This window comes from Streptomyces sp. NPDC041968, from assembly GCF_055589025.1.
Genome location: NZ_JBVJCB010000006.1, coordinates 263221 through 288929 on the forward strand (window position 1 = coordinate 263221; position 25709 = coordinate 288929).

The 25709-nt window shown below is 72.5% G+C and carries 27 protein-coding genes and 1 pseudogene; 12 read left to right on the plus strand and 16 right to left on the minus strand.

Annotated elements, in window-relative coordinates; genetic code table 11:
• A pseudogene (locus tag ACZ6EG_RS17130) lies at window positions 1-338 on the plus strand (DEAD/DEAH box helicase); the annotation flags it as partial.
• A gap of 151 nt (window positions 339-489) precedes the next feature.
• On the plus strand, window positions 490-1377 hold the full coding sequence (locus tag ACZ6EG_RS17135) for an alpha/beta fold hydrolase (RefSeq protein ID WP_469605320.1): 888 nt from the start codon (window positions 490-492) through the stop codon (window positions 1375-1377).
• Here ACZ6EG_RS17135 and ACZ6EG_RS17140 read toward each other — a convergent pair.
• Complete coding sequence (locus ACZ6EG_RS17140; protein ID WP_391969798.1) at window positions 1374-2279, minus strand: NYN domain-containing protein; 906 nt, start codon at window positions 2277-2279, stop codon at window positions 1374-1376. The two genes, ACZ6EG_RS17135 and ACZ6EG_RS17140, sit on opposite strands and share 4 nt — an antisense overlap.
• Window positions 2280-2600: 321 nt before the next feature.
• On the opposite strand from ACZ6EG_RS17140, the gene ACZ6EG_RS17145 reads away from it, so the two are divergent.
• A complete protein-coding gene (locus ACZ6EG_RS17145) occupies window positions 2601-2753 on the plus strand; it encodes a hypothetical protein (protein WP_320774363.1) in 153 nt (50 codons plus the stop codon).
• Between the two features lie 67 nt (window positions 2754-2820).
• On the opposite strand, the gene ACZ6EG_RS17150 is transcribed toward ACZ6EG_RS17145, so the two are convergent.
• From ACZ6EG_RS17150 to ACZ6EG_RS17160, 3 genes are all read right to left on the minus strand, one after another.
• Window positions 2821-3426, minus strand: a complete 606-nt coding sequence (locus tag ACZ6EG_RS17150; RefSeq protein ID WP_391969665.1) for a MarC family protein — start codon at window positions 3424-3426, stop codon at window positions 2821-2823.
• A 55-nt stretch (window positions 3427-3481) separates the two neighbouring features.
• Window positions 3482-4339 (minus strand): PHP domain-containing protein, encoded by an 858-nt coding sequence (locus ACZ6EG_RS17155; RefSeq protein ID WP_361017836.1) that lies wholly within the window; start codon window positions 4337-4339, stop codon window positions 3482-3484.
• Between the two features lie 288 nt (window positions 4340-4627).
• Entirely contained in the window at window positions 4628-5269 is a 642-nt protein-coding gene (locus tag ACZ6EG_RS17160) for a DUF6758 family protein (RefSeq protein ID WP_356604314.1), read from the minus strand.
• A gap of 172 nt (window positions 5270-5441) precedes the next feature.
• Between ACZ6EG_RS17160 and ACZ6EG_RS17165 the strand changes: the two genes are divergently transcribed.
• Window positions 5442-6701, plus strand: coding sequence for an MFS transporter (locus ACZ6EG_RS17165; protein ID WP_469605326.1), 1260 nt, complete (start codon window positions 5442-5444; stop codon window positions 6699-6701).
• 29 nt (window positions 6702-6730) lie between these two features.
• On the opposite strand, the gene ACZ6EG_RS17170 is transcribed toward ACZ6EG_RS17165, so the two are convergent.
• Window positions 6731-7327: a suppressor of fused domain protein gene (locus ACZ6EG_RS17170; protein WP_469605329.1), complete on the minus strand. Its 597-nt coding sequence runs from the start codon at window positions 7325-7327 to the stop codon at window positions 6731-6733.
• Between the two features lie 510 nt (window positions 7328-7837).
• On the opposite strand from ACZ6EG_RS17170, the gene ACZ6EG_RS17175 reads away from it, so the two are divergent.
• On the plus strand, window positions 7838-8956 hold the full coding sequence (locus tag ACZ6EG_RS17175) for a magnesium and cobalt transport protein CorA (RefSeq protein WP_391969668.1): 1119 nt from the start codon (window positions 7838-7840) through the stop codon (window positions 8954-8956).
• 33 nt (window positions 8957-8989) lie between these two features.
• Window positions 8990-9502, plus strand: a complete 513-nt coding sequence (locus ACZ6EG_RS17180; protein ID WP_469605332.1) for a hypothetical protein — start codon at window positions 8990-8992, stop codon at window positions 9500-9502.
• Window positions 9503-9529: 27 nt separating this feature from the next.
• On the opposite strand, the gene ACZ6EG_RS17185 is transcribed toward ACZ6EG_RS17180, so the two are convergent.
• Entirely contained in the window at window positions 9530-10225 is a 696-nt protein-coding gene (locus ACZ6EG_RS17185) for a hypothetical protein (RefSeq protein ID WP_391969670.1), read from the minus strand.
• A gap of 281 nt (window positions 10226-10506) precedes the next feature.
• Here ACZ6EG_RS17185 and ACZ6EG_RS17190 point away from each other — a divergent pair, with 281 nt between their 5' ends.
• The 3 genes from ACZ6EG_RS17190 to ACZ6EG_RS17200 are packed head-to-tail and all read left to right on the plus strand — an operon-like array spanning window position 10507 to window position 13565.
• Window positions 10507-11799, plus strand: coding sequence for a magnesium transporter MgtE N-terminal domain-containing protein (locus tag ACZ6EG_RS17190; protein ID WP_391969671.1), 1293 nt, complete (start codon window positions 10507-10509; stop codon window positions 11797-11799).
• The gene (locus ACZ6EG_RS17195; protein WP_469605337.1) at window positions 11789-12388 is read left to right on the plus strand and encodes a DUF1003 domain-containing protein; all 600 of its coding nucleotides are present in this window, start codon (window positions 11789-11791) and stop codon (window positions 12386-12388) included. The genes ACZ6EG_RS17190 and ACZ6EG_RS17195 overlap by 11 nt, the downstream gene beginning before the upstream one ends.
• 43 nt (window positions 12389-12431) lie before the next feature.
• Window positions 12432-13565, plus strand: a complete 1134-nt coding sequence (locus tag ACZ6EG_RS17200; RefSeq protein WP_391969673.1) for an Mrp/NBP35 family ATP-binding protein — start codon at window positions 12432-12434, stop codon at window positions 13563-13565.
• A gap of 74 nt (window positions 13566-13639) precedes the next feature.
• Here the strand turns inward: ACZ6EG_RS17200 and ACZ6EG_RS17205 are convergent, their stop codons facing one another.
• From ACZ6EG_RS17205 to sigE, 5 genes are all read right to left on the minus strand, one after another.
• The gene (locus tag ACZ6EG_RS17205; protein WP_356604296.1) at window positions 13640-14311 is read right to left on the minus strand and encodes a hypothetical protein; all 672 of its coding nucleotides are present in this window, start codon (window positions 14309-14311) and stop codon (window positions 13640-13642) included.
• A gap of 245 nt (window positions 14312-14556) precedes the next feature.
• Entirely contained in the window at window positions 14557-15003 is a 447-nt protein-coding gene (locus tag ACZ6EG_RS17210) for a sec-independent translocase (protein ID WP_391969674.1), read from the minus strand.
• A 147-nt stretch (window positions 15004-15150) separates the two neighbouring features.
• Window positions 15151-17406 (minus strand): S1C family serine protease, encoded by a 2256-nt coding sequence (locus tag ACZ6EG_RS17215; protein WP_469605342.1) that lies wholly within the window; start codon window positions 17404-17406, stop codon window positions 15151-15153.
• Between the two features lie 95 nt (window positions 17407-17501).
• The gene (locus ACZ6EG_RS17220; protein WP_391969676.1) at window positions 17502-18518 is read right to left on the minus strand and encodes an anti-sigma factor family protein; all 1017 of its coding nucleotides are present in this window, start codon (window positions 18516-18518) and stop codon (window positions 17502-17504) included.
• Window positions 18515-19186, minus strand: coding sequence for an RNA polymerase sigma factor SigE (gene sigE, locus ACZ6EG_RS17225; protein ID WP_356604288.1), 672 nt, complete (start codon window positions 19184-19186; stop codon window positions 18515-18517). The genes ACZ6EG_RS17220 and sigE overlap by 4 nt, the downstream gene beginning before the upstream one ends.
• A 298-nt stretch (window positions 19187-19484) precedes the next feature.
• Here sigE and ACZ6EG_RS17230 point away from each other — a divergent pair, with 298 nt between their 5' ends.
• Window positions 19485-20183 carry an O-methyltransferase gene (locus tag ACZ6EG_RS17230; RefSeq protein ID WP_162492159.1) on the plus strand — a complete coding sequence of 233 codons (699 nt, stop codon included), beginning with the start codon at window positions 19485-19487 and terminating at the stop codon, window positions 20181-20183.
• A 131-nt stretch (window positions 20184-20314) separates the two neighbouring features.
• Here ACZ6EG_RS17230 and ACZ6EG_RS17235 read toward each other — a convergent pair whose 3' ends face one another.
• Window positions 20315-20482, minus strand: a complete 168-nt coding sequence (locus ACZ6EG_RS17235) for a DUF3117 domain-containing protein (RefSeq protein ID WP_003966491.1) — start codon at window positions 20480-20482, stop codon at window positions 20315-20317.
• A 367-nt stretch (window positions 20483-20849) separates the two neighbouring features.
• On the opposite strand from ACZ6EG_RS17235, the gene chcB reads away from it, so the two are divergent.
• On the plus strand, window positions 20850-21653 hold the full coding sequence (gene chcB / locus ACZ6EG_RS17240; protein ID WP_469605347.1) for a 2-cyclohexenylcarbonyl CoA isomerase: 804 nt from the start codon (window positions 20850-20852) through the stop codon (window positions 21651-21653).
• A gap of 28 nt (window positions 21654-21681) precedes the next feature.
• Here chcB and ACZ6EG_RS17245 read toward each other — a convergent pair whose 3' ends face one another.
• Both ACZ6EG_RS17245 and ACZ6EG_RS17250 read right to left on the minus strand, forming a co-directional pair.
• Window positions 21682-22266, minus strand: coding sequence for a DNA-3-methyladenine glycosylase I (locus ACZ6EG_RS17245; RefSeq protein WP_356604282.1), 585 nt, complete (start codon window positions 22264-22266; stop codon window positions 21682-21684).
• Window positions 22263-22616 carry a DivIVA domain-containing protein gene (locus tag ACZ6EG_RS17250; RefSeq protein ID WP_391969799.1) on the minus strand — a complete coding sequence of 118 codons (354 nt, stop codon included), beginning with the start codon at window positions 22614-22616 and terminating at the stop codon, window positions 22263-22265. The genes ACZ6EG_RS17245 and ACZ6EG_RS17250 overlap by 4 nt, the downstream gene beginning before the upstream one ends.
• Window positions 22617-22828: 212 nt before the next feature.
• On the opposite strand from ACZ6EG_RS17250, the gene folP reads away from it, so the two are divergent.
• Window positions 22829-23701 (plus strand): dihydropteroate synthase, encoded by an 873-nt coding sequence (folP, locus tag ACZ6EG_RS17255; RefSeq protein ID WP_469605563.1) that lies wholly within the window; start codon window positions 22829-22831, stop codon window positions 23699-23701.
• A 59-nt stretch (window positions 23702-23760) separates the two neighbouring features.
• Here folP and ACZ6EG_RS17260 read toward each other — a convergent pair whose 3' ends face one another.
• On the minus strand, window positions 23761-24519 hold the full coding sequence (locus ACZ6EG_RS17260; RefSeq protein ID WP_391969678.1) for an LOG family protein: 759 nt from the start codon (window positions 24517-24519) through the stop codon (window positions 23761-23763).
• Window positions 24520-24628: 109 nt separating this feature from the next.
• Window positions 24629-25708 (minus strand): succinyl-diaminopimelate desuccinylase, encoded by a 1080-nt coding sequence (gene dapE, locus ACZ6EG_RS17265; protein ID WP_391969679.1) that lies wholly within the window; start codon window positions 25706-25708, stop codon window positions 24629-24631.
• Window position 25709 lies beyond the last annotated feature (1 nt).

Here is a 25709-nt window from a genome sequence, read left to right on the forward strand (position 1 = left end):
AGGCACCGGAAACCACCGAGGCCAAGCCCCGCCGCACCCGCAAGACGGCCGCCACCAAGGCGGAAGCCGCCGTCGACACCGCCGAAGGCACCGCCGAAGCAGCGGAGACGAAGCCGCGCCGCCGCACCCGCAAGACCGCCGAACCCGCCGAAGCCGCGGCCGGGATCCCGGCCCAGTCCTCGCAGGAGCCGGAGGCCGCACCGCGGCGTCGGACCCGTAAGGCCACCGCGACCGTCGAGGCGCCCGCCATGGCTCCCGACGCCGAGGCGAAGCCGAAGGCCCGCCGTACCCGCAAGGCGGCGGCCGGCAGCCGGCCCGCGGATTCCGGCGAGAGCTGATCGGCACCGTTCCACCCGACCGTCGGCCCGGTCCCGCCACCCAGGCGGGGCCGGGCCGACGGCGTCGCTCCCCCTGGTCGCGGCCTGGTCGCGTCCCGACACCCACCCACCACCCCGCCCCGCGTCGACCTCCCCCGGATAACCTCGGCCCGTGAGCAGGAACGCCGCCTTCGCCCCGCCCCCGGACGCCCGCACGTACCGACTGCGTACCGCGCGCGGTGAGTTCGCCGTCGTCGACTCACCCGTGGCCGGCGGTGTCGAGCCGAAGGGAGTGGTGCTGATGCTGCCCGGGTTCACGGGGAGCAAGGAGGACTTCACGCTGCTGCACGAGCCGCTCGGCGCGCGCGGTTACCGCACGGTCGCCGTGGACGGCCGGGGGCAGTACGAGTCCGACGGGCCGGAGCACGACGAGGCCGCCTACGCGCAGACCGAGCTGGCACGGGACGTGCTGGCGCAGGTGGCCGCCCTCGGGGTGCGGGTGCATCTGGTCGGGCACTCCCTCGGCGGCCAGATCGCACGCGCCGCCGTCCTGCTCGACCGCGCCCCCTTCGTGTCCCTCACCCTGATGTCCTCGGGCCCGGCCCGGATCTCCGTCTCCCAGCAGCAGCGGGTGAAGCTGCTGCGGGACGCTCTCGACACGATGACGATGGCCGAGGTCTGGAAGGTGATCCAGGCGATGGGCCCACCCGAGGAGGTCGGCGGTCCCGCCGTCGGCCCCGGGGACCCGGAACGGCTGCGCAGCCGCTGGCTGGGCACCAGGCCCGCCCAACTTCTCGCCACCGGACGACAGTTGTGCGACGAACCGGACCGCGTCGCCGAACTCGCCGCGGTGGCGCCCGCCTGCCACGTGTTGTCGGGCGCCTACGACGACACCTGGCCGGTGCCCCTCCTGGACGAGATGGCTACACGACTGGACGCGCGCCGGACCGTGATCACCGGCGCCGAGCACTCCCCCAACACCGACCAGCCGCTGCCCACCGCACGCGCGCTGGCCGACTTCTTCGACGATGTCCGGCGCGGCCTCGGAACGACGGCCTAGTACTGCGCCTGCAGGTGCTCCCAGAAGCCGTCCCGCAGCGTCCGTCGCAGGTCGGACTGGCCACGGAGCGAGTACTGCAACAGCCCCTCGGCCTCCACCAGGAGGTCCTGGTCCACCGACCCGGGGAGGTAGGGGTGACCGGGGAGGAGTTCGACCAGTGACTCGCGGCCCCGCGCGGCCAGCCACTTCGCGGCGACCTGCGCGCCGACGAACCGGACGTCCTCGCGGGTCGGGCGGGAGCCGCCCGTCACCTCGTAGACCTGGGCCGTGCGGCGGGAGACGTACGGCTTGAAGAAGTCGAGGTCGAAGGTGCGCTGGCTGTCGACCTCCCACAGCAGCGGATCGGCCTGGTTGCGGCCCTCGGGGGCCTCGATGCCCCACAGGTGGACGCGGGCGCCGTAGCCCTGGGCGGCCTCGACCGCGGAGACCAGGTCCTCGTCGCCGCCGAGCAGGGCCGCGTCGCTGATGGCGCGGTGCCGGGCGAGGGACTCCAGGTCGGAGCGGATGAGGGAGTCGACGCCCTTCTGCTGGTTGTTGGCGTTGAGGTTGCCGAGGCGGACCTTCACGTCCGGGAGCTCGGCGATGGACTGCTGCTCGGCGGTGTGGATGCGGCGCCGGGCGCCGTCGTACCAGTAGACCCGCAGCAGGCGGCTGTCGGCGAAGATCGTGCGGGCCGTGTCGATGAGGGCCTCGATCAGCCCCTCGGCGTCCAGGTCGAAGGCCCGGCGGTCCTCGGTGCCGGCCACCAGGCGCCCCGCCGCCGCGTAGAGATAGCCGGCGTCGACGAAGATCGCGTGGGTCGAGGGCGTCTTGGCCACCTCGGCGAGCATGCGGTGCAGCAGCTCGTTGGTGCGATCGATGCGGGCGTTCATGGACGCGAGGTCGTCGTTCATCGCCTCCATTGTCCCGGCGGTCACGCTGCGAACACAACTGGTCCCCGTCGGTCTTGCACCGGGTCCTGTACTGGGTCTTGTATTGGGCCCTGTACTGGCTGCCCTGTACTGGCTCCTGCACTGAGTCTCGTACCGGGTCTCGTGCGAGCCGCCCGCCCGGAGTCCGCATCGCATACCGGTCAGTAGTTAGACGTTCGAAAAATTTCCTTAGCGTAAGGAATGTTTGTAACACACAGCCCGTTGACTAGGTACGGAAGCCCCGGGCACCGACGACCCGGGAGCCACACCAGTAGTTCTCCTCAGGAGGATGACCAGATCAAGGGAGAGGCCATGCGCTTTGAAGTCATGCGACTCGACGACGTCGACGGAACCCCCGTGGACACGACCGTCGTGGACGCCGCCTCCGTGAACCGCATCGTTCAGCAGGCCGCCGCCATAGGGCAGCGTCTGTGGATCCGCCCCGCCGACACCACGGCCTCGTAGCGCGGACCCGCACCCGACACACCGGGGCCCCGCACGGAACGCCGTGCGGGGCCCCGCGCATGTCCGCTCACGCGGTCTGGATCACCTGCGTCACGCCGTTGATGATCTGCTGCACGGCGATCGCGGAGAGCATCATGCCGGCGAGGCGGGTCACCAGGACCACGCCGCCGTCCTTGATGACGCGGATGATCAGCAGCGAGTAGCGCATCACCAGCCACAGCACCACGTGGATGGCGAGGATCGCCGCCCACACCGACACCTGCGTGGCCGCGCTGTCGGCCTTCTCCACCGCCAGGATGACCGACACGATCGCCCCGGGCCCGGCGAGCAGCGGCATGCCCAGCGGGACGAGCGCGACGTTGACGTCCTTGGTCTGCTTGGGCTCGTCCGTCTTGCCGGTGAGCAGGTCGAGCGCGATCAGCAGGAGCAGCAGACCGCCGGCGATCATCAGCGCGGGCACGGAGACGTGCAGGTAGTCCAGGATCTGGTGCCCGAGCAGACCGAACACGGTGATCACGCCACCCGCGACGCAGACGGCCTGGAAGGCCATCTTCTTCTGCACCTTGGCGGGGCGGCCGGAGGTCAGCGCGAGGAAGATCGGCGTGATCCCGGGAGGATCCATGATCACGAAAAGGGTCAGGAAGAGGGAGCCGAAGACGGCGACATCGAACATGGGTGAGCTACTGGCCTTGCGGAGGAGTGGAGGACGGGCGTGCGGGAGGCGGGTCTCAGACCCCGCCGGCCCCCGGCACGGGGAAGGCCCCGAACGCCCGTCGCGTGATCTCCCCGTACACCTCGGGGTCCGTCGTGTACTCGCCGAGCACGCAGGCCTTCCGGCTGCCGTGGTAGTCGCTGGAGCCGGTCGTCAGGAGCCCCAGCTCCTTCGCCATGCCCCGCAGCCGGGCCCGGGTGTCCGCGTCGTGGTCCATGTGATCGACCTCGATGCCGTCGAGTCCGGCGGCCGCCAGCTCGGCGATCGTGGCCTCCGGCACCGTACGGCCCCGCTTGGCGGCGGCCGGGTGGGCGAACACGGCGACGCCGCCCGCGCCCTTGACCAGCCGGAGCGCCTCGAACGGGTCGGTCTCGTGCTTCGGCACGAAGACCCGGCCGCCGTCGGCCAGCCAGTCCGCGGTGAAGGCGTCGCTCACGGTGGGCACGACGCCGAGTTCGACGAGGGCGGAGGCCACGTGCGGCCGACCGACCGAGCCGTCACCGGCGATGCGCGCGACCTGCTCCCAGGTGACGGGCACGCCCAGCTCGTTCAGCTTGGCGACCATGCCCTGGGCCCGCGGCACCCGGTCGTCCCGGACCAGCTCGCGCTCGGCGAGCAGGGCGGGCTCCTCGGGGTCGAAGAGGTAGGCCAGCATGTGCATGCTGACGCCGTCGACCCGGCAGGAGAGTTCCGCGCCGGTGACGAGGGTGAGCCCCTCGGGGAGCGCGGCGACGGCTTCGGCGTGACCGCGGGTGGTGTCGTGGTCGGTCAGCGCGATGACGTCCAGCCCGGCCGTGGCGGCCTTGCGCACCAGCTGGGCGGGGGTGTCCGTACCGTCGGACGCGGTGGAGTGGGTGTGCAGATCGATGCGCACGACGCTGGCTCCAAGCGGTGACGGGACGGAAGGGGACGCTCAAGGGTAACCGGAACTCCGATCCCCACCGTCACACCCGAAGCGACCCTGCGCCCCCTACACACCTGCCCGACGCCCCTCCGCGCCTCCGGCCGGCGTCTCCCCACGCGCCCGCACACGTCCTGCCGCACAGCGCCCGCCCGTATCCGCCCGGCACCGCCCGACACCTCCTCGCACAGGAGATCCGGCGACCGGCAACCCACCCCCACGGCCGGAGCAAGCGCGGCGACAGTACCGGCAACCGGGCCCCTACGGCCGCAGCAGACGCGGTGACAGCGCCCCGCACGGCACCAGGTCGACCTCGGCGCCCGCGTCCCGCAGATCGGTCAGCACCAGCTCCTCGTACATCAGCAGCCCCGACCGCTCCGGCCACACGACGGCCCACAGCCACAGCCCGAGGGCCTCGCCCGCGAAGACGGCCCGGTCGGCGGGGGCGCCGGAGACGTGCCAGAGGGGGGTCGGGCGGCCCGCGGCCAGCACCTTGGCCTGGGGCGGCTTCTCGACGTTCATGTACGGCCCCGGGTCGGGGGCGTCGATGCCCGCGTAGCGCGCCCCGAGACCGACGCCGAGTTCCTCGGCGATCAGGATCAGCTCGCCCATGCCCCCGAGGGGACCGGGGCCGGAACAGGCCACGGCCGTCGCCCGGCCGCCGCTGCGGTCGTCGCCCGCGCAGGCCACGCCGGTGAACAGCCAGCCGACCGGCAGCGGCCACGGCATCCACACCGGCACCTGCGTGCGGTGCACCACGACGCCGAGCGCCTCGACGCTGGGCGGAAGCACGGGCTGCAGCGGGTGCACGGTCCCGTGCAGATCGCACTGCCAGGAATCGGCGAAGAGGCCGGGAGCCCTGACCCGGCCACCACACTTCGGGCAACTGGGTTCGCCCCTCATAGAGCCCCACGGTCCTACCCGCACCCGCCCGCGTCAAGGACGATCACCCATCCGGGCGGAAGGGGCCCGTCGGACCGGGCCGACCCCGGAAGCACTAGATGTACATTGCATTAATTAGCTGAGCTAACATAGTATGTGTAAACACCAACCATTACGTCGTCACGGAGCAAGCATGGACCCCTTCGACGCGGGTGCCGGCGGCATCCTGCGGCAGCCCAAGGCGGTGTGGGCGACCGCCGGGGCGTCCGTCGTGGCCTTCATGGGCATCGGACTCGTCGACCCGATCCTGCCGTCCATCGCCAAGGGCCTGGACGCCGACGCCGGCCAGGTCTCCCTCCTGTTCACCTCGTACTTCCTCATCACCGCCCTGGCGATGCTGGTCACCGGCTTCGTCTCCAGCCGCATCGGCGGACGCAAGACCCTGCTGCTCGGCCTGGCCTTCGTCGTCGTCTTCGCGGGTCTGGCGGGCACCTCCGACACGGTCGGCCAGCTCGTCGGCTACCGGGCGGGCTGGGGCCTCGGCAACGCGCTGTTCGTCTCCACGGCCCTCGCCGTCATCGTCGGCGCGGCGGCCGGCGGCAGCGCCGCGGCGATCCTGCTCTACGAGTCCGCCCTCGGCCTCGGCATGGCCTGCGGACCGCTGCTGGGCGCCCTGCTCGGCGACGCCAGCTGGCGCTACCCGTTCTTCGGCACGGCGTTCCTGATGGCGATCGGCTTCCTGTGCATCACGGTGTTCCTCAAGGAACAGCCGAAGCCCGCCCGCAAGACCTCCCTGCTGGACCCGCTCAGGGCGCTGGGCCACGGTGGTCTCGCCTCCGCCGCGATCTCGGCGTTCTTCTACAACTACACGTTCTTCACCGTGCTGGCCTTCACGCCGTTCGTGCTGAACATGTCCCCGTACAGGTCCGGCGCCGTGTTCTTCGCGTGGGGCGTCCTGCTCGCCGTCTTCTCGGTCCTCGTGGCACCGCGCATGCAGAAGCGCTTCGGCTCGCTGAAGGTGCTCGGCGGCTCGCTCGTACTGCTCGCCGCCGACGTCCTGGCCCTCGGCTACGGCGACCACACCACGGCCATCGTCTGCACGATCCTGTCGGGCGCCTTCATCGGCGTGAACAACACGGTCTACACCGAGCTGGCCCTCGGCGTGTCGGACGCGCCGCGTCCGGTGGCGAGCGCGGGCTACAACTTCGTGCGCTGGTTCGCGGCGGCCGCGGCCCCCTACTTCGCGCCGAAGATCGAGGAGTGGACCGACATCCACATCCCCTTCGTGGTCGCGGCGGTCACCGCCGTCCTGGGCGCGGTCGTGGTCTTCCTACGGCGTCGCGCGCTCACCCTCCCCCACTCTCGGCTTCGCCCGAGCGGGGGGACCCCCATGGCGCAGGCGCTGGAGCCCGGGCACGCGACCGGGGACGGGGCCACGGTCTTCGCCGACTGACGAGGCCGGTCGGCGAGCGGTGAGTTCCCTCACTCCAACGGGACGGACCTGCGGGACGGATCGCGCAGGTCGGTCCCGTGCGTCAGCCAGCGCTCCTGGAGCGCCTGCGCGCCGTGCACCCGCTTCCACGCGGCCTCGTTCGGCGTCATCGGCAGCAGCGGCAGGAACCGTACGGCGTCCAGCGGCGCGTCCAGCTCCAGGTCCTCGACCAGGCCGCCCGGCTCGGCCACCAGGACCGAGGTGAACGGGGCCCCCGGCCACAGCGGCTCACCGACGTCCAGCGAGGCGCCGGGCACCACGACCACGCCCTCGACCTGCGGCGACGCGGCCAGCACGGCGAGCGGGCGGAGCACCTTGCCGGTGTCGGCGAGGCCGTCCCGGACGGAGAGGACCAGCTCGGCGCGCGGGCCCTTGACCGGGTCGGCGAGCACCGCCGTGGGGTCCGCCATGGGCTGGGCCGACATGCCGAGCGTGGCGTAGCGGACGATGTCGCCCTCCTGGCCGCCGCCCGGGAAGCGGAGCACCTCGATGCGGTCGGTGCCGAGGAAGGTGACCGCCGCGCGCGCGTCCGGCTCGCCCAGCGCGCTCAGCAACCGGGCTTCGACCAGAGGAAGAACATCAGCCATGCGGCGAGCATAGAACTCGTAGGGAAGCGGCAAAGCGGCGCCTTGACACGCCACGTGACTGGTACTCTGGCCAGCGTTCGGGGCAGCACGCAGAAGCGTCGCGGTCACGACCCCGACGCCTGAAGACTCCCCTACGGGGAACCCTCCCAAACAGAGGGAATCGATCGTCCCTCACGAGGGACCGGCCGGAGGAGGTGGGGCTGGCATGGACCGAAGTCGACCGTGCAGTACCACCCGCTCTTCCGGCCGCTGATGCAGCTGCTCCGGCTCCTCGCCACCGCCGCTCCCCCTCATCCGCGCGCCGTCCTTCGGAAGAGCACTTCGTCTCGTTGTGCCTGACCCGATCGATCGATCCGGTCAGCAGCTGAATCAGCAGCGAAGTCGGCCACCGCGACGGTGCGGTGCACCCCGCTTTGTGGACGTGCCGAGCACGTACGGTCAGGACGTCCTCATTCCGGGTGGTTCCACCCGTCCCGGCGCCGTTCGCTGCCCGTAGCGAAGGAGCCCGCCATGTCGATGATCCGTGACCTGCGCGCCGCGGTCCGCCCGTCCCGAGTCTCCCTGCGCAAGGACAGCAGCGGCGTCTACGACACCACCCGCGACCCGGCGACCGCCACCGCCGTCGTCGACTGCGCCGTCTACCGCGACGGCGCGCGCGTCGAGACGGACACGCCGCTCGGCCCGCACCAGGCGATGCGTCAGGTGCGCCGCGACGGCGGGTTCGTGTGGATCGGTCTGCACGAGCCCACCGAGGACGAATTCGCCGGCATCGCCCGGGAGTTCGGCCTCCACCCGCTGGCCGTGGAGGACGCCGTCCAGGCCCACCAGCGGCCCAAGCTGGAGCGCTACGACGACTCCCTGTTCACGGTCTTCAAGACCATCCACTACGTCGACCACGACGAACTCACCGCCAACAGCGAGGTCGTCGAGTCCGGCGAGGTCATGTGCTTCACCGGACGGGACTTCTTCATCACCGTCCGGCACGGCGGCCAGGGCTCGCTGCGCGCCCTGCGCCACCGCCTCCAGGACGACCCCGAGTTGCTGCTCAAGGGCCCCTCGGCGGTGCTGCACGCCATCGCCGACCACGTCGTCGACGGGTACATCGCGGTCGCCGACGCGGTGCAGGACGACATCGACGAGGTCGAGACGGAGGTCTTCTCGCCGGGCCGCAAGGGCACGCCGCGCGGCACCGACGCCGGTCGGATCTACCAACTCAAGCGCGAGGTGCTGGAGTTCAAGCGGGCGGTGGCGCCGCTGCTGCGTCCCATGCAGCTGCTCAGCGAGCGGCCGATGCGGCTGATCGACCCGGAGATCCAGAAGTACTTCCGGGACGTCGCCGACCACGTGGCGCGGGTGCAGGAACAGGTCGTCGGCTTCGACGAGCTGCTCAACTCCATCCTCCAGGCCAACCTCGCCCAGGCGTCCGTCGCGCAGAACGAGGACATGCGCAAGATCACCTCGTGGGCGGCGATCATCGCCGTGCCGACGATGGTGTGCGGGGTGTACGGCATGAACTTCGACTACATGCCGGAGACCCACTGGAAGTTCGGCTATCCGCTGGTCCTGTCCATCACGGTCGGCCTCTGTCTGGGCATCCACCGCACGCTCAAGCGCAACGGCTGGCTCTGAGCCCGCCGGAGTGCTCCTGGATAGGCTGACCGCATGACAAGCGAGCTGCTCGACCAGGCCCTCGTCGAGGAGGCCACGAAGAAGTCCGGCCTCATCTGGGTCAAGGGGGCCGGGGTGCCCGCCCGCGCGCTGTGGCACGTCTGGCACGAGGGCGCCGCCCTCGTCGTCGGCGACGGCCCCGGTGAGCAGCCGCTGCCGGGACTGGCCGACGGCGCCGCGGCCGAGGTGACGGTGCGCAGCAAGGACAAGGGCGGCCGGCTGGTCTCCTGGGCGGCCCGGGTCGTGGAGCTGGAGTCCGGGACGGAGGCGTGGCAGGCGGCCGTCGCCGACCTCAAGGGCAAGCGCCTCAACGCCCCGGACGGCGAGGCGATGACCGGCCGCTGGGCCCGCGAGTGCCGGGTGCTGCGCCTGGAGCCGACGGGGGGGACGGCTCCTCTGCCGGACGGTTCCCTGGCCGAGGCGCCGCTGCCCAGTCCGGCCACGACGCGGGAGCCGGCGCCGGCGGGGCTGCCGCGGCTGCTGCTCAAGCGCCGCAAGAGGCGTTAGCGCCCCCGGGACGCGTGTCGGCGTTCGCTACGACGTCGGCAGCTGGCCGCCGTAGTCCAGGGTGTCGTCCTTGCCCGGCTCCTGGAGCGCGAAGTCCTGGTTCCACTCCGAGAAGCTGATCGTGCCCGCGCTCCCCGCCCGCACCAGGCGCAGGGGGTACGGCGTGCCCTCCAGCGAGACGTCCAGGGTGCCGCCGGCGCCCTCGTCGCCGGTGATCCGGACGGTACGCACGCCCGCCTGCTCGTGGCGCCCGTCCGTCTCCACCGTGCCGTGCAGGGTCAGCAGACCGCCGAGGAGGACGTCCTTGTCCGTGAAGCCGCTGAACTTCTTGAACACCGGGTCGCTCTCCGGCACCTTCACGTACTTGCCGGCCAGCTTCTCGGCGGCCCTGGCATCGCCGCCGTCATGGCTCCAGAAACCGGCGTCGGCCTTCAGGAAGAGCTGCTCGCCCACGCGCAGCAGCCCGAACGTCGTCCCCTCGGCGGCGACCGACCCGGTCCCGCCCTCGGGCTTCAGCCGCATGTCGAGGCGGTACGTGCTCCCGCCGGCCTCCACGGAGCCGTGCAGGTGCACCGCCCGGGCGGTCCCGGCGACCGTGCGGGTCTTGGCGTGGATCTTGTCGGCGGAGAGCTTGCCCACGCCGTTGGTGCCCGCGTCGGGGTCCTCGCCACTGCATCCCGTCAGCCCTCCGCCCGTCACCACCAGGGCGCACACCGCGCCCATCAGAGCGACCCTGCGGAATCGGCGCCGGGGAGTCACAGACACAGGTGGGGCTGCCTTTCTGACAGGGGCCGGCACGGGCCGACCGGGGGCCGGGCGGCGTACCGCAGCGTACCGGGGCCGCGGACGGCGGACGGAGCCAGTCCGTCCGGACCGCCCACCAGGGCGGAGCCGTTCGGGACGGGCTAGCCTGAAGCCCGTCCGAGCGGGCAATTCGGGAAGAGACACCCTACGAATCAGCTCTCACGCAATCTGACGCACGCTTACGAAAAGGAGCCGCGGCCATGGCAGCGGGCGCCCCCCGGATCTTCGTCTCCCACCTCTCCGGCATCGCCGTCTTCGACCCGGCCGGTGACCAGGTGGGACGCGTGCGCGATCTGGTCGTCATGCTCCGCGTCGGCCGCAGACCGCCGCGGCTGCTCGGGCTGGTCGTCGAACTCACCACCCGCCGCCGCATCTTCCTGCCCATGACCCGGGTCACCGGCATCGAGTCCGGCCAGGTCATCACCACCGGGGTCCTCAACGTGCGGCGCTTCGAGCAGCGGCCCACCGAGCGCCTCGTCTTCGGCGAGCTGCTCGACCGGCGGGTCACCCTCACGGACACCGCCGAGGAGGTCACCGTCCTCGACCTGTCGGTGCAGCAACTGCCCGCCCGCCGGGACTGGGAGATCGACAAGGTCTTCGTCCGCAAGGGGAGGAAGGGCGGCGCCTTCCGGCGCAACAAGGGCGAGACGCTGACCGTCGAGTGGTCCGGCGTCACCGGCTTCTCCGTGGAGGAGCAGGGCCAGGGCGCCGAGAACCTCCTCGCCACCTTCGAGCAGCTCCGCCCCGCCGACCTCGCCAACGTGCTGCACCACCTGTCGGCCAAGCGCCGCGCCGAGGTCGCCGCCGCCCTCGACGACGACCGCCTGGCCGACGTGCTGGAGGAACTGCCGGAGGACGACCAGATCGAGATCCTCGGCAAGCTCAAGGAGGAGCGCGCCGCGGACGTCCTGGAGGCGATGGACCCCGACGACGCGGCCGACCTGCTCGGTGAGCTGCCCGAGGCCGACAAGGAGCGCCTGCTGAGCCTGATGGAGCCCGACGACGCGGCCGACATGCGGCGCCTGATGGCGTACGAGGAGCACACGGCCGGCGGTCTGATGACGACCGAGCCGATCGTGCTGCGGCCCGACGCGACCGTCGCGGACGCCCTGGCCCGCATCCGCAACCCCGACCTGTCCCCGGCGCACGCCGCCCAGGTCTACGTCTGCCGGCCGCCCGAGGAGACCCCGACCGGCAAGTACCTGGGCACGGTCCACTTCCAGCGCCTGCTGCGCGATCCCCCGTACACCCTGGTCGGTTCGATCCTCGACGCCGACCTGCAACCCCTGGAGCCGGACGCCGCGCTGCCCGTGGTCGCCGGGTTCTTCGCCGCGTACGACATGGTCGCGGCGCCGGTCGTGGACGACTCCGGGTCGCTGCTGGGCGCGGTGACCGTGGACGACGTACTGGACCACATGCTGCCCGACGACTGGCGGGAGACCGAGTACCACCTGGAGGACGCGACGGGGGAGGTGGGCGCCGATGGTGCCTGAGCGTGAGAGCGGGCCCCGTGAGCGGGCGGCGTCGGGGGCCACGGCGGCCTCCCGCAGCCGGACCCGGCTGGACCAGCCGCGTCCGCCGCGCCGCAGGCTGCTGCCCGAATGGGACCCGGAATCCTTCGGCCGGCTGTCGGAACGCGTGGCGCGCTTCCTGGGCACCGGGCGGTTCATCGTCTGGATGACGGTCGTCATCATCTGCTGGGTGGTGTGGAACGTCTCCGCGCCGAGCGGGCTGCGCTTCGACGAGTACCCGTTCATCTTCCTGACGCTGATGCTCTCGCTACAGGCTTCCTATGCGGCCCCTCTGATCCTGCTCGCGCAGAACCGGCAGGACGATCGGGACCGGGTCAATCTCGAGCAGGACCGCAAGCAGAACGAGCGCTCGATCGCCGACACGGAGTACCTGACGCGGGAGATCGCCGCCCTCCGCATCGGTCTGGGCGAGGTCGCGACGAGGGACTGGATCCGCTCCGAGCTGCAGGACGTCCTCAAGGACCTGGAGGAACGGCAGAACGGCCACCACCCCGACCGCGGGGTATTCCCGGCGGATCGGTCCGCGGGGCGTGACGTACACGACCGTTGACGGGGCTTTCCGTGCCCCGTGGGCGGCGCCGTACCATCGTCCTATGGCTACGGAAGACGCGGTGCGCGAAGCACTGGCGACGGTGAACGACCCCGAGATCAACCGGCCCATCACCGAGCTCGGGATGGTCAAGTCGGTGGAGATCGGCGTGGACGGAGCGGTCGCGGTCGCCGTGTACCTGACGGTCTCCGGCTGCCCCATGAGGGACACCATCACGCAGCGCGTGACGGAGGCGGTCTCGCGGGTCGAGGGCGTCACGCGCGTCGACGTCGAGCTGGACGTGATGAGCGACGAGCAGCGCAAGGAGCTGGCGACCGCCCTGCGCGGCGGCCAGACGGAGCGCGAGGTGCCCTTCGCCAAACCCGGCAGCCTCACCCGGGTCTACGCGGTCGCCTCCGGCAAGGGCGGCGTCGGCAAGTCCTCGGTGACGGTGAACCTCGCCGCGTCGATGGCGGCGGACGGCCTGAAGGTCGGTGTCGTCGACGCCGACATCTACGGCCACTCCGTGCCGCGGATGCTGGGCGCCGACGGGCGGCCCACCCAGGTCGAGAACATGATCATGCCGCCTTCGGCCAACGGGGTGAAGGTCATCTCGATCGGCATGTTCACCCCGGGCAACGCGCCGGTGGTCTGGCGCGGCCCGATGCTGCACCGCGCGCTCCAGCAGTTCCTGGCGGACGTGTACTGGGGCGACCTGGACGTCCTGCTGCTCGACCTGCCGCCCGGCACCGGCGACATCGCGATCTCGGTGGCGCAGCTCGTGCCCAACGCGGAGATCCTGGTCGTGACGACCCCTCAGCAGGCCGCAGCCGAGGTGGCCGAGCGGGCGGGCGCCATCGCCGTCCAGACCCACCAGAAGATCGTCGGCGTGGTCGAGAACATGTCCGGCCTGCCCTGTCCGCACTGCGGCGAGATGGTCGACGTCTTCGGTACCGGTGGCGGTCAGGCGGTCGCCGACGGGCTGACCCGCACGACCGGCGCCTCGGTCCCGGTCCTCGGCTCCATCCCGATCGACGTCCGCCTGCGCGAGGGCGGCGACGAGGGCAAGCCCGTCGTCCTGTCCGACCCGGACTCCCCGGCGGGCGCGGCCCTGCGCGCGATCGCGGGGAAGCTGGGCGGCCGGCAGCGGGGGCTGTCGGGGCTGTCGCTGGGGATCACCCCGAAGAACAAGTTCTGACGTTCCGCGCCGTTCTCCCACGGCATCGGGGGGCGCCGTCCGACCGGACGGCGCCCCCCGATGCCGTCATGCCGTCATGCGTACGCGGCGACGTCCTTGACCACGGAGAAGGCGAGCCCGTACGCGCTCATCCCCCGCCCGTACGCCCCCAGGTGGACGCCCTGCTCGGTGGAACCGGCCAGCACCCAGCCGAACTCGGACTCCCGGTAGTGGAAGGGCGTCGGTACGCCGTCCACGGGGAGGGACAGCGACGTCCAGTCGGCCCCTTCGAGGTCGTCGGCGAGGACCCACGCGGTCTCCGTCTGCTGCTCCAGCCAGTCGTCCCGCAGCGAGTGGTCCATCTGGCCGGGCCAGGTGAAGGAGAGCAGCCCCACGCCGGCGAGCCAGGCCGCGGAGGAGACCGAGGTGGCCTCCAGCAGGCCCGTGCCGTCGGCGCTGCGCCGGTCGGGGTTGGCCGCGACGGTCACGACGACCGCGAACTTCTCCTTGGCGTCCTGGTCGTCACCGGACACGTGCTCGTTGCGCACCGACGGTTCGTCGCCGTGCCCGATCGAGCCGTGCTCCACCGTTCCGTCGGCCGCCGCGCCGACCTGCATCAGCCAGCGCCGACCCGTGAAGGCCTCGTCGAGGCCGTACCACGGGAAGGGCGCACGCAGATAGCCGTCGATCGTCCGCCGGGCGGAGGGGACCTCTTGTCCATCCTCCGTGCCCGGCGTCTGCGCGACCGCCTGACTCGTCGTCTCCATGTGCCCGGACGCCTCCTCGCTCTCGTCGGAACGGAACGGCCCGCCCCCCTTCGGGCGCACTCGTCCGGTCCGCACAACAACTCGGGCAGCATAGCCACACCACAGGCGACAGCCGGGAAAGCGCCCGGCGCGTGGGTCGCGCGGGCGTCACCTTCGGCCCCTGTGCGCCGCGTACGGTGCGTGATACGCGTCACACGGGGCGCCGGGGTCGGGCCCCGGGGCGGGCGGCGGCCCGCCGGGTGATGTCAGGTGGCGTCCGCGTCGAAGGGCGGGCGGTCGACGGGAGGCTCGGGCTTCTTCGACATGTCGACGCGACCGCCGGTGGTGCCGGACGAGGACGAGGCACCGGATGAGGACGACGACTCGGGCTCGCGGCCGTGGACGGCGTCGGTGACCTCGGCCATCTCCTTCTTCAGGTCGAAGCCGTTGCGGATCTCCTTGAGCCCCAGGTCGTCGTTGTCCAGCTGCTTGCGGAGGAACGTCTTGGGGTTGAGGTCCTCGAACTCGAAGTCCTTGAACTCGGGGCCCAGCTCCTGGCGGATGTCCTGCTTGGCGCTGTCCGAGAACTCCCGGATCTTGCGGATGGTCCGCGTGACGTCCTGGATGACCTTGGGGAGCTTGTCCGGGCCGAACACGAGCACGGCGAGGACGACAAGTGTCACCAGCTCGAGTGCGCCTATGTCATTGAACACCTGAAGCTCCTTGGGATGTCCGGGCCGCCCCCACGGTACCCGCCGATCCCGTCCGACCGGTACCGTCCCGCGAGCCCCGAGCGCCTGTACGCGGGCGCTTTCCGAATTGTTTGCCTTCCTGGCCCCTTGTCGGACCTGTGCGCCGGTTCAGTCGCCGCCGGAGGAGCCCAGGACCAGTGAGACCTTCGTCTCCTCTCCGTCGCGCTCCAGCGTCAGTTCGAGGCGGTCGCCGGGGCGGTGCGCGCGGGTCCTGACGATGAGTTCCTCGCCGGAGTGCACGCGCTGGCCGTCGACCGCGGTGATCACGTCCCCCGCCTCGATGCCGGCCTCCGCGCCGGGACCGCCCGCGGTGACCGCGGGACCGCCGCCGCTGCCGCGGGTGCCGACGCGGGCGCCGTCGCCCGTGTAGGCCATGTCGAGGGTGATGCCGATGACCGGGTGGGTGGCCTTGCCGGTGTTGATCAGCTCTTCGGCGACGCGCTTGCCCTGGTTGATGGGGATGGCGAAGCCCAGTCCTATGGAACCGGCCTGGCCGCCGTCCGAATCCGCGCCGCCGCTGCCCGCGGAGCGGATGGCCGAGTTGATGCCGACCACCCGGCCCTGGGCGTCCAGGAGCGGGCCGCCGGAGTTGCCGGGGTTGATCGGCGCGTCGGTCTGCAGGGCGTCGACGTAGGACACGTCGCTGCCGTCGCCCTCCTCGCCGCCCGCCGTGATGGGCCGCTCCTTGGCGCTGATGATCCCGGAGGTGACCGTGCCGGCCAGGTCGAAGGGGGCGCCGATGGCGACGACGGGGTCGCCGACCGTCACGTTGTCGGAGTTGCCGAGGGGCATGGGGGTGAGGCCGCGGACGCCCTTCACCTTCACCACGGCGAGGTCGTATCCGCTGTCGCGGCCGACGACCGTGGCCTCGGCGGTGTCGCCGCTGTTGAAGGTGACGGTTATCCCGCCGCCCGACCCGGCCGGCTCCACGACGTGGTTGTTGGTCAGGATGTGACCGCGGTCGTCGAGCACGAACCCGGTGCCGGTGCCCGCCGCGTCGCCGCCGCTCACGTGCAGGGTCACCACACTGGGCAGGGCCCGGGCGGCGATCCCCGCGACGCTGTCCGGCGCCCGCTCGGCGGCCTCCTTGCCGGCCTGGGGCAGCTCCACGGTCCCGACACCGCCGTTCCGCTCCAGGTAGGCGCCCACGCCGCCGCCGATGCCGCCGGACACGAGGGCGATCAGGAGTGCCGCGCCGATGAGCGCCTTCCTGGTCCGCCCGCGTCGCTGGTCCCGCGTCGGCACGGCCGCGCCGCTCTGCTGCCAGGGCGCGGTGGCGGCCGAGGCGGCCCAGGGGTCGTAGCGCCGCCAGGGGTCGGCGCCCGGGGTGGCGGCCGCCGGGGCGTCGTACGTCGCCTGCCCCGGCACCGTCGCCGAAGGGGACGGCGCGTCGACAGCCACCGGCGGGGCCGGCGGCGGGGCGTCCGTCAACGCCGGGTCGGGCATGGCACCCGCGGGCGGCGCGGCACCGGCGTGCGCGGCGGGCCCGGCGGCCGCGCCGGGTGCGGAGGGTGCGCCCGGTGCGGAGGGTGCGCCCGGTGCGGCAGGTGCGCCCGGTGCGGCAGGTGCGCCGGGTGCCGATGCTGCCGTGCCGTGCGCCGCTGGAGCCGGCTGCGGGGCGTCCGCCGCCGTCGGGTCGGGGACCGCCGCTGCGGGCGGTCCCTCGGCCACGGCAGCCCGCCCCGGCGCCGCCGCCGGGTGCTGCACGGGCGGAGCCGGGGCCCACGGGCCCGGTTCACCGTACGGCGGGGTGCTGTACGGATCGGGGTCGTGCAGCGGCTTGGTCCGCTCGGTGACGGGCGGGGCGGTGAGGGGCGCTCCGGCGCTTGGGCCCGGGGCGGTGGGCGCGTCGGCGCTGGGCCCCAAGGCGGTGGGCGCTTCGACGACAGGCCCGGGCGTGCCGGGCACTTCGGCAGCGGGCACGTCCGTGATGAGCCCCGGGGCGACAGGCGCTTCGGCGACGGGCCCGTCGCCGATGGGCGCATCGGTGGCGGCGTCGCCGTCCGGGCCGGGCCGGGTCGGCGCGACCGGGTGCGGGCCGGCGTCCGCGGTCGCCTCCGCATGCCGGGCGTCGGCCGCGTCCAGGTGCCCCTCGGCGGCGGACGAGCCCGCGCGTGGGTCCGGGCCCGTCGCCGCGCCCTCGACCGACCCGGGCGCCGGGCGCTCCAGCTCGTAGTCCCCCGCGCCGGACGCGGGACACGGTGCCGGGCGTTCCAGCTCGAAGTCGCCTCCGCCGGCCTCGTCGTCACCGGTGACGGTGGTGTCGGCCGCGCGAGGGCGTTCCAGTTCGAAGTCACCGTCGGGCACGTCCGCCGAGCGGGGACGCGACCACCACTTCGCCTTCGTGGGCTTCCCCTCGTTCATGTTCTCCCCCGCAGCCGGCCGCAGATCGTCGGCCCCAAGGGCTCTGGCGCCACCCCGGATTCAATCAGGTTCCCGGGCCGGCGCGCAGAGCCCGGTCAGTGAGCCGGACGGTGGGAAGCGCCGGGTGCTGCCGCCGGGTAGGGCGGCGGCACCGGGTCGGGGACGGGGGCGGCGAGCAGGGCGGGGGGCCGAACCTCGGAGACCATCGACCACGCGGTCAGCGCGAGGGGCGGGACGGCTTCGAGCGGACGTATCAGCGGCGACCTGGCGGCGGCCTTGGCCGTCTCCGCGCCACCCGTCTCCGCGGCGGTCGGGGTGCGCGGCGCGTGCTGCCGCGGGTCGGCCCCCGCGGGGGCCGACAGCCCGGGCAGCAGCGGCGCCGACACCGCGGTGGGGGCGACAGGGGTGTCGCCGAGCGTCCGCTGACCCTGCACCTGCCCGAGCAGCGGGCCGCCCGCACGGCGGCGCTGGCTCTCGTGGCTCGTGAGGACTCCGGCGCCGGCGGTGCGCGCGGGCGTCACATTGCTGCCGTTGCCCGAGCCGCGTGCCTCCGAGGTGGTGTCCGGCGTGCCCACGGTGACACCGCCCAGCGCGATCGCGGCCAGCGAGACCGCTCCGGCGGCCGCGCAGGCGAACCGCAGCCCGCGCGAGGACGGCCGCTCCGACTCCTGCCGGCTCACGTCGTGGACACGGAAGCCGCGGCCCGGCGCGGAGGGCGTCAGCACGGAGGAGTGCGTCCGCGCGGGGGCGTAGCCGAACTCGAAGCGCTCGTCCCGACGGGTCCCGAAGACCCCGTCGAAGCCCCCGAAACCCGTGCCGAACCCGTCTCCGCCCAGCGGCGCACCGCCACCGTCCCTGTCGCCTCCGCCGGGCAGCCCCTGGAGGCGGGCCAGGAAGCTCTCGGACGGGGCCGGCGGGGCCGCCTCCGCGAAGACGTTCTTCAGCCGGCGCTGCGCGTCGACCTCCGCCTTGCACTTCGGGCAGGTCGCCACGTGCGCCAGCACACGCTCACGCGTGTCATGACCGAGCTCTCCGTCCACCAGGGCGGACAGTCGGTCTCCCAGATGCTGCTCTGCGAGGTGCCCCTCGGATTCAGGCCGTGACCCACTCACGCGCTCGTGCCCCCTCCTCCCAGTGCCGGGACACGGGCCGCGAACGAACGACGCTCGGCGCGGGTCCGGGGAGCGCGGTGCGCGAGCGCCTTGCGCAGCTGGGACCGGCCCCGGTGGATCCGGGAGCGGACCGTGCCGAGCTTGACGCCGAGGGTCGCGGCGATCTCCTCGTACGACAGCCCCTCGATGTCGCACAGGACGACGGCCGCGCGGAACTCGGGCGCGAGGGTGTCGAGGGCCTGCTGGACGTCCGCGTCGAAGTGGGCGTCGTGGAAGACCTGCTGCGGGTTGGGCTCCCTGCTGGGCAGCCGCTCGGCCGCGTCGTCGCCGAGCGCGTCGAAGCGGATGCGCTGCTTGCGGCGCACCATGTCCAGGAAGAGATTGGTGGTGATGCGGTGCAGCCAGCCCTCGAAGGTGCCCGGCGTGTAGGTCGACAGCGACCGGAACACACGGACGAAGACCTCCTGGGTGAGGTCCTCGGCGTCGTGCTGGTTGCCCGTGAGGCGGTAGGCGAGGCGGTAGACCCGGCCGCTGTGGGTGCTGACGATCTCCTCCCAGGTGGGCGGAGTCCACGCCTGCCCGTCCGCGTCGCTGGAGAAGGTCGCGGTCTGGGTGTGTCCCGTGGAGGGACGGCCTGCGTGGCTGTGGTCAGCAGCGGTGTCGTTCACGGATTTCGGCCTGCCTGCCGATCCGAGGAAGCGCCGCAGCACTCCGCCCCGATCCGCGGGAACGGCCGCACCTCCCCTGTCGGCTCTGGTGGTGTCCAGTGGAGCCCCTACCATAGCCACCTCGCCCGTTAGCTCCGGATAAGCGGTTTTACGAGAATTTGATCTGGGCTGACACGGCTCGTACGGCTGCGTCAGCACTTGCTCGGCACCATGGCCCACTTCGCTGCCCCCAGTCGCCGTCCGGCCGCTCGCCCGTCTTCGGACGTCGTCTCGTCCTCCCCTTCAAACGACCGGTCCCATCTGCGGGTTCCCGACGCCAACGGATACAGTCACGCCGAGGCAACGACGGGGACAGGAGAGGGTCATTACCGGCAACCGGCAGACGAGCTGGGCGTTCGCCGACGCCTATGTCGCCGAGGACGACGCGCTGCTCTGGGCACGCGACCGGGCCCGCGAGGCGGGCCTGCGCTCGGTGACCCCGGGAACGGGCTCCGCGCTGGGACTGCTCGCCGCCGCCGTGGACGCCAAGGCGGTCGCGGAGATCGGCACCGGCTGCGGGGTCTCCGGAATCCATCTGTTGCACGGAATGCGGCCGGACGGCGTACTGACCACCGTCGACCCGGAGCCGGAGCACCAGCAGTTCGCCCGCCAGGCCTTCCGGGCCGCGGGGTTCGCGAGCAACCGGGCCCGCTTCATCCCGGGCCGCGCCCTGGACGTCCTCCCCCGGCTCGCGGACTCCGGTTACGACCTCGTCTTCTGCGACGGCGACCGTCTGGAGTACCTGGACTACCTCGCCGAATCGTTGCGCCTGCTGCGCCCCGGCGGCCTCGTCGCCTTCGAGGGCGTCTTCGGCGCGGGCCGGACCATCGACTCCGGTCCGCAGCCCACCGAGGTGCTGCGGCTCCGGGAGCTGCTGCGCGCGGTCCGGGAGAGTCAGGAACTGGTGCCGTCACTGCTTCCGGTGGGCGACGGGCTGCTGTGTGCCGCCAAACGGTGAACCACCGCCCCGCGAGCACCCCGGGAAGCCGGTCCGGCGCCCCTGGGCGGAAGCGGGGAGGACCGGCAGGACGATCGCCCCGGCACCATGTGCGGTACCGGGGCGATCGAACGGGTATGGTCGCTCGCGCGTCAGCCGACGACCTTCTTGAGGGCGTCGCCGAGTGCGTCGGCCTCGTCGGGGGTCAGCTCGACGACGAGTCGACCGCCGCCTTCGAGCGGAACGCGCATGACGATGCCCCGCCCCTCCTTGGTCACCTCGAGCGGGCCATCGCCCGTCCGCGGCTTCATGGCCGCCATGCTCGTTCCCCTTCCTGATACCAGCTCACCGTCACCGCCGACGGCCCGTGAGGGCACGCGCAGTCCGGCCCGGACACGCGACACCGGCATCGAACACATTGCTTCCCAGCCATTATCCCGCATCCCAGGACCCGATGACCAACATCGGTCGGCATCGCTTGGGCAACGCGCGCGAGCAAAACCACTCAATTCGGCGATGTGACTGCGATACTGCGCTCCCCCGCGCACGTCCACCGAGGGAAAACGGACCGGATTCCTTTGACGCAGCTCACATCTCACGAGCGGTCCGGCGCCGGTGATCTCCGTCATGCTGTCTCCCGGACCCACACGGTCGACGACGACCGACCACGACGCGGAGGGGAAACCCATGGCCGACACCGTGCTCTACGAGGTGAGCGACGGGCTCGCGACGATCACGCTGAACCGCCCCGGGGCGATGAACGCGCTGAACATCGAGACCAAGGTCGCGCTCCGGGAGGCGGTGCGCTCCGCGGCGGCGGACGACGCCGTGCGGGCGGTGCTGCTGACCGCCGCCGGCGACCGGGCCTTCTGCGTTGGCCAGGACCTCAAGGAACACATCGGGCTGCTGGCCGCCGACCGGGAGACGGGGTCCGGCGCGACGATGAGCACGGTGCGTGAGCACTACAACCCGATCGTGCGGGCGCTCACGGAGGCCGAGAAGCCGGTGGTCGCCGCCGTGAACGGCGTGGCGGCCGGGGCGGGCTTCGGTTTCGCGCTGGCGGCCGACTACCGGATCGTGGCGGACACGGCGGCCTTCAACACGTCCTTCGCGGGCGTCGCGCTCACCGCCGACTCGGGCATCTCCTGGACGCTGCCGCGGGTCGTCGGTCCCGGGCGCGCCGCCGACCTGCTGCTCTTCCCGCGCAGCATCGGCGCCCGGGAGGCGTACGAGCTGGGCATCGCCAACCGGGTCGTCCCCGCCGCCGACCTGCGCGCCGAGGCCGAACGGACGGCGCGTGCGCTGGCCCAGGGCCCGACGGTGGCGTACGCGGCGCTCAAGGAGGCCATGGCGTACGGGCTGACGCACTCGCTCGCCGAGACGCTGGAGAAGGAGGACGAGCTGCAGTCGCGGGCGGGCTCCTCCGAGGACCACGCGATCGCGGTGCGCGCCTTCGTGAACAAGGAGAAGCCGAAGTACCTGGGGCGCTGAGCCCGGTGCGGCGGGCGGGCCGGACGACTCAGGCCCGCCGCGCCACGCACGCCGCCAGGTGGTCGTCGACCAGACCGCACGCCTGCATCAGCGCGTACGCCGTCGTCGGGCCGACGAAACGCAGGCCTCTCTTCTTCAGCGCCTTGGAAAGGGCCGTCGACTCCGGTGTGACGGCGGGGACGTCGCTGAGGGTCTTCGGGACCGGGCGCGTGGCCGGGTCGGGGGCGTGCGACCAGATCAGCTCGTCCAGCTCGCCGGGGGCCCACCGGGCCAGCTCGCGCGCGTTGGCGAGGGTCGCGTCGATCTTGGCGCGGTTGCGGATGATGCCCGCGTCGGCGAGCAGGCGTGCGCGGTCCTCGTCGGTGAAGGCGGCCACCTCGGCGATCGCGAAGCCGGCGAAGGCGCTGCGGAAGCCGGGCCGGCGGCGCAGGATGGTGATCCAGGAGAGGCCGGACTGGAAGGCCTCCAGGCTGAGGCGTTCGAACAGGGCGTCGTCGCCGTGGACCGGGCGGCCCCACTCCTCGTCGTGATAGGTCACGTAGTCCGCGGTGGACAGGGCCCAGGGGCAGCGCGGCGCGCCGTCCGGGCCCGCCACGGCCTCCCCGGCGCTCACTGCCCCTCCTCCTGGGCCGGCTTCTCCATGGAGACGTGCCGGTGGGTGACGGCGGCCCGGGCGCCGGCCAGCGCGGACTCCAGGTCGGCGATGCGGGCGTCGCGCTCGGCCAGCTCGGCGCCGAGGCGGCCGAGGGCGTCGTCGACGTCCGCCATGCGGTAGCCGCGGGCGACGAGCGGGAAGCGCAGCCGCTCCACGTCGGCCCGGTCGACCGGGCGGTCGGGGGGCAGGGAGTCCCGCAGCCGCTCGGGGGCGGCGTCGGGCAGCGGCCCGCTGTCGCCGCCGCTCACCACGGCGAGCGTCACCGCGGCGACCACGACGGCCAGCGCGACGACGAGGAACAGGAACATGACCATCGCTGGGGCCCCCATGGTCGGGCAGGACGCGGTCACCGCGCTGGTCGGCGGGACGCGTCGCTGGTCGGATCGGAGTCGGAACTGGAGTGGGAGTCGGTTGTGTCGGGTCCGATCGTGCCATGCGAGTCTGACAGTCGGGACCGTAGGCGGCCGAAGGCCGGTCCCCGGGGTCATGTCCGGGACGAGAGAACGGTGTGGACGAGAAGATGTCGCAGGGGACGCTGAGGCTGGGCAGGCGTGAGTTCACGGCGCACGAGCCGGTGATCATGGCGATCGTGAACCGGACCCCGGACTCCTTCTACGACCAGGGGGCGACCTTCCACGACGAACCCGCCCTCGCGCGCGTGGAGCGGGCGGTGGCCGACGGTGCCGCGATCATCGACATCGGCGGGGTGAAGGCCGGGCCCGGGGACGAGGTGTCGGCCGAGGAGGAGGCCCGCCGGACGGTGGGGTTCGTCGCGGAGGTGCGGCGGCGGTTCCCGGACGTCGTGATCAGCGTGGACACCTGGCGGCACGAGGTCGGCGAGGCCGTGTGCGAGGTGGGGGCCGACCTGCTGAACGACGCGTGGGGCGGCGTCGACCCGAAGCTCGCGGAGGTCGCGGCGCGGTACGGGGTGGGCCTCGTGTGCACGCACGCGGGCGGCGCGGAGCCGCGGACCCGGCCGCACCGGGTCACCTACGACGACGTCATGGCGGACATCCTGAAGGTGACGCTGCGGTTGGCCGAGCGGGCGGTGGCGCTGGGGGTGCCCCGGGAGTCGGTGCTCATCGATCCCGGGCACGACTTCGGCAAGAACACGCGGCACAGCCTGGAGGCGACGCGGCGGCTCGGGGAGATGGTGGACACGGGGTGGCCGGTGCTGGTGTCCCTGTCCAACAAGGACTTCGTCGGGGAGACGCTGGACCGGCCCGTGAAGGAGCGGGTGCTCGGGACGCTGGCGACGACGGCGGTGTCGGCGTGGCTGGGGGCGCGGGTGTACCGGGTGCACGAGGTGGCGGAGACGCGGCAGGTGCTGGACATGGTGGCGACGATCGCCGGGCACCGGACGCCCGCGGTGGCCCGGCGGGGGCTGGCCTAGCGGGGGCCGGCCCGGGCACCCCGGCGCCCGCCGCCTCCCCCGCCCGCCGACGGCGTGCGCTACACGCCCGCCTCCTTGGAGACCAGGGCCACCGCCTCGTCCACGTCGTCCGTGACGTGGAAGAGGAGGAGGTCCTTCTCCGCGGCCTTGCCCTGGGCGACCAGGGTGCCCCGGAGCCAGTCGACGAGGCCGCCCCAGTACTCGGTGCCGAAGAGGACGATGGGGAAGCGGGTCACCTTCTGGGTCTGCACCAGGGTGAGGGCCTCGAAGAGTTCGTCGAGGGTGCCGAGACCGCCGGGCAGGACCACGAACCCCTGCGCGTACTTCACGAACATCATCTTGCGGACGAAGAAGTAGCGGAAGTTCAGGCCGATGTCGACGTACGGGTTCAGGCCCTGCTCGAAGGGCAGCTCGATGCCGAGCCCGACCGACGTGCCCTCCGCCTCCAGTGCGCCCTTGTTGGCCGCCTCCATGGCGCCGGGCCCGCCGCCGGTGATGACGGCGAAGCCCGCCTCGACCAGGCCGCGGCCCAGCCGCACCCCGGCGTCGTACTCCGGCGAGTCGGCCGGCGTGCGGGCGGAGCCGAAGACGCTGATGGCGGGCGGGAGCTCGGCGAGGGTGCCGAAGCCCTCGATGAACTCGGACTGGATGCGCAGCACGCGCCACGGGTCGGTGTGGACCCAGTCCGTGGGGGCACGCTCGTCCAGCAGGCGCTGGTCCGTGGTGCTCTTCTGGACCTGACCCCGCCGTCGCAGGACAGGGCCCAGGCGCTGTTCCTCCGGCGGCTGCTTCTTGCCCTCGGGGTTGCCGGTCGGCATGGGCGCTCCCTCCAGTTGCAGGTTCTTCCGCCTCAGCGTAGGTCTACGCGGGTTACGTACGAGGGACCTCAGCATGTCCGCCACGCGCCGCGCTAAACCACGGGGGTGATCACGCCGTCAGCCAGGACCGCAGGCGCTCCTCCCCCGCGAGGATCTTGGCCGTCTCCACCCGTTCGTCCCGCTTGTGCGCCAAGTGCGGGTTGCCCGGGCCGTAGTTGACCGCCGGCACGCCGAGCGCCGAGAAGCGCGACACGTCCGTCCAGCCGTACTTGGGCTGCGGGGTGCCGCCCACCGCCTCGATGAAGGCCGCCGCGGCCGGGTGGGAGAGCCCCGGCAGGGCCGCGCCGCTGTGGTCGTCGACCACGAACTCCGCCACCCCGCAGTCCGCGAAGACCTCGCGCACGTGGGCCAGGGCCTCCTCCGGGCTGCGGTCCGGGGCGTAGCGGAAGTTGACCGTGACGACGCACTCGTCGGGGATGACGTTGCCCGCGACCCCGCCCGTGATGCCGACCGCGTTCAGGCCCTCGCGGTACTCCAGGCCGTCGATCACCGGGTGGCGCGGCTCGTAGGCCGCCAGGCGCGCGAGGATCGGGGCGGCGGCGTGGATCGCGTTGGAGCCCATCCAGGAGCGCGCGGAGTGCGCCCGCTCCCCCGTCGTCCTCAGCAGCACCCGCAGCGTGCCCTGGCAGCCGCCCTCCACCTGGCCGTCCGACGGTTCGAGGAGCACCGCGAAGTCGCCCTCCAGCCACTCGGGGTGGGCCTCGGCGACGTGCTTGAGGCCGTTCAGTTCGGCGGCGACCTCCTCGTTGTCGTAGAAGACGAAGGTCAGGTCGCGGTTGGGGGCCGGGACGGTCGCCGCGATGCGCAGCTGGACCGCGACGCCGGCCTTCATGTCGCAGGTGCCGCAGCCCCACAGGACACCGTCCTCGTCGAGCCGGGACGGTACGTTGTCCGCGATCGGGACGGTGTCGATGTGGCCGGCCAGGATCACCCGCTCCGCCCGGCCCAGGTCCGTGCGCGCCACGACGTTGTTGCCGTACCGCTGGACCGACAGGTGCGGCAGGGCGCGCAGGGCGCTCTCGACCGCGTCCGCGAGCGGCTTCTCGGTGCCGCTCTCGGAGGGGAAGTCGACGAGCCGCGCGGTGAGCTCCGCGGCGTCCAGCGTGAGGTCAAGCGGGGTATCGGCCATG

Excerpts from the sequence above, each read along its gene's own strand:
- ACZ6EG_RS17150 (WP_391969665.1), bottom strand. The coding sequence starts at position 3,426 with ATGTTCGATGTCGCCGTCTTCGGCTCCCTCTTCCTGACCCTTTTCGTG.
- dapE (WP_391969679.1), bottom strand. The coding sequence starts at position 25,708 with ATGGCCGATACCCCGCTTGACCTCACGCTGGACGCCGCGGAGCTCACC.
- ACZ6EG_RS17235 (WP_003966491.1), bottom strand. The coding sequence starts at position 20,482 with ATGGCGGCCATGAAGCCGCGGACGGGCGATGGCCCGCTCGAGGTGACC.
- folP (WP_469605563.1), top strand. The coding sequence starts at position 22,829 with ATGTCGCAGGGGACGCTGAGGCTGGGCAGGCGTGAGTTCACGGCGCAC.
- ACZ6EG_RS17215 (WP_469605342.1), bottom strand. The coding sequence starts at position 17,406 with ATGAACGAGGGGAAGCCCACGAAGGCGAAGTGGTGGTCGCGTCCCCGC.
- ACZ6EG_RS17250 (WP_391969799.1), bottom strand. The coding sequence starts at position 22,616 with ATGTTCCTGTTCCTCGTCGTCGCGCTGGCCGTCGTGGTCGCCGCGGTG.
- ACZ6EG_RS17145 (WP_320774363.1), top strand. The coding sequence starts at position 2,601 with ATGCGCTTTGAAGTCATGCGACTCGACGACGTCGACGGAACCCCCGTG.
- ACZ6EG_RS17195 (WP_469605337.1), top strand. The coding sequence starts at position 11,789 with ATGGTGCCTGAGCGTGAGAGCGGGCCCCGTGAGCGGGCGGCGTCGGGG.
- ACZ6EG_RS17260 (WP_391969678.1), bottom strand. The coding sequence starts at position 24,519 with ATGCCGACCGGCAACCCCGAGGGCAAGAAGCAGCCGCCGGAGGAACAG.
- ACZ6EG_RS17205 (WP_356604296.1), bottom strand. The coding sequence starts at position 14,311 with ATGGAGACGACGAGTCAGGCGGTCGCGCAGACGCCGGGCACGGAGGAT.
- ACZ6EG_RS17165 (WP_469605326.1), top strand. The coding sequence starts at position 5,442 with ATGGACCCCTTCGACGCGGGTGCCGGCGGCATCCTGCGGCAGCCCAAG.
- ACZ6EG_RS17175 (WP_391969668.1), top strand. The coding sequence starts at position 7,838 with ATGTCGATGATCCGTGACCTGCGCGCCGCGGTCCGCCCGTCCCGAGTC.
- ACZ6EG_RS17185 (WP_391969670.1), bottom strand. The coding sequence starts at position 10,225 with ATGGGCGCGGTGTGCGCCCTGGTGGTGACGGGCGGAGGGCTGACGGGA.
- ACZ6EG_RS17140 (WP_391969798.1), bottom strand. The coding sequence starts at position 2,279 with ATGGAGGCGATGAACGACGACCTCGCGTCCATGAACGCCCGCATCGAT.
- ACZ6EG_RS17200 (WP_391969673.1), top strand. The coding sequence starts at position 12,432 with ATGGCTACGGAAGACGCGGTGCGCGAAGCACTGGCGACGGTGAACGAC.
- ACZ6EG_RS17190 (WP_391969671.1), top strand. The coding sequence starts at position 10,507 with ATGGCAGCGGGCGCCCCCCGGATCTTCGTCTCCCACCTCTCCGGCATC.
- ACZ6EG_RS17180 (WP_469605332.1), top strand. The coding sequence starts at position 8,990 with ATGACAAGCGAGCTGCTCGACCAGGCCCTCGTCGAGGAGGCCACGAAG.
- ACZ6EG_RS17170 (WP_469605329.1), bottom strand. The coding sequence starts at position 7,327 with ATGGCTGATGTTCTTCCTCTGGTCGAAGCCCGGTTGCTGAGCGCGCTG.
- ACZ6EG_RS17160 (WP_356604314.1), bottom strand. The coding sequence starts at position 5,269 with ATGAGGGGCGAACCCAGTTGCCCGAAGTGTGGTGGCCGGGTCAGGGCT.
- chcB (WP_469605347.1), top strand. The coding sequence starts at position 20,850 with ATGGCCGACACCGTGCTCTACGAGGTGAGCGACGGGCTCGCGACGATC.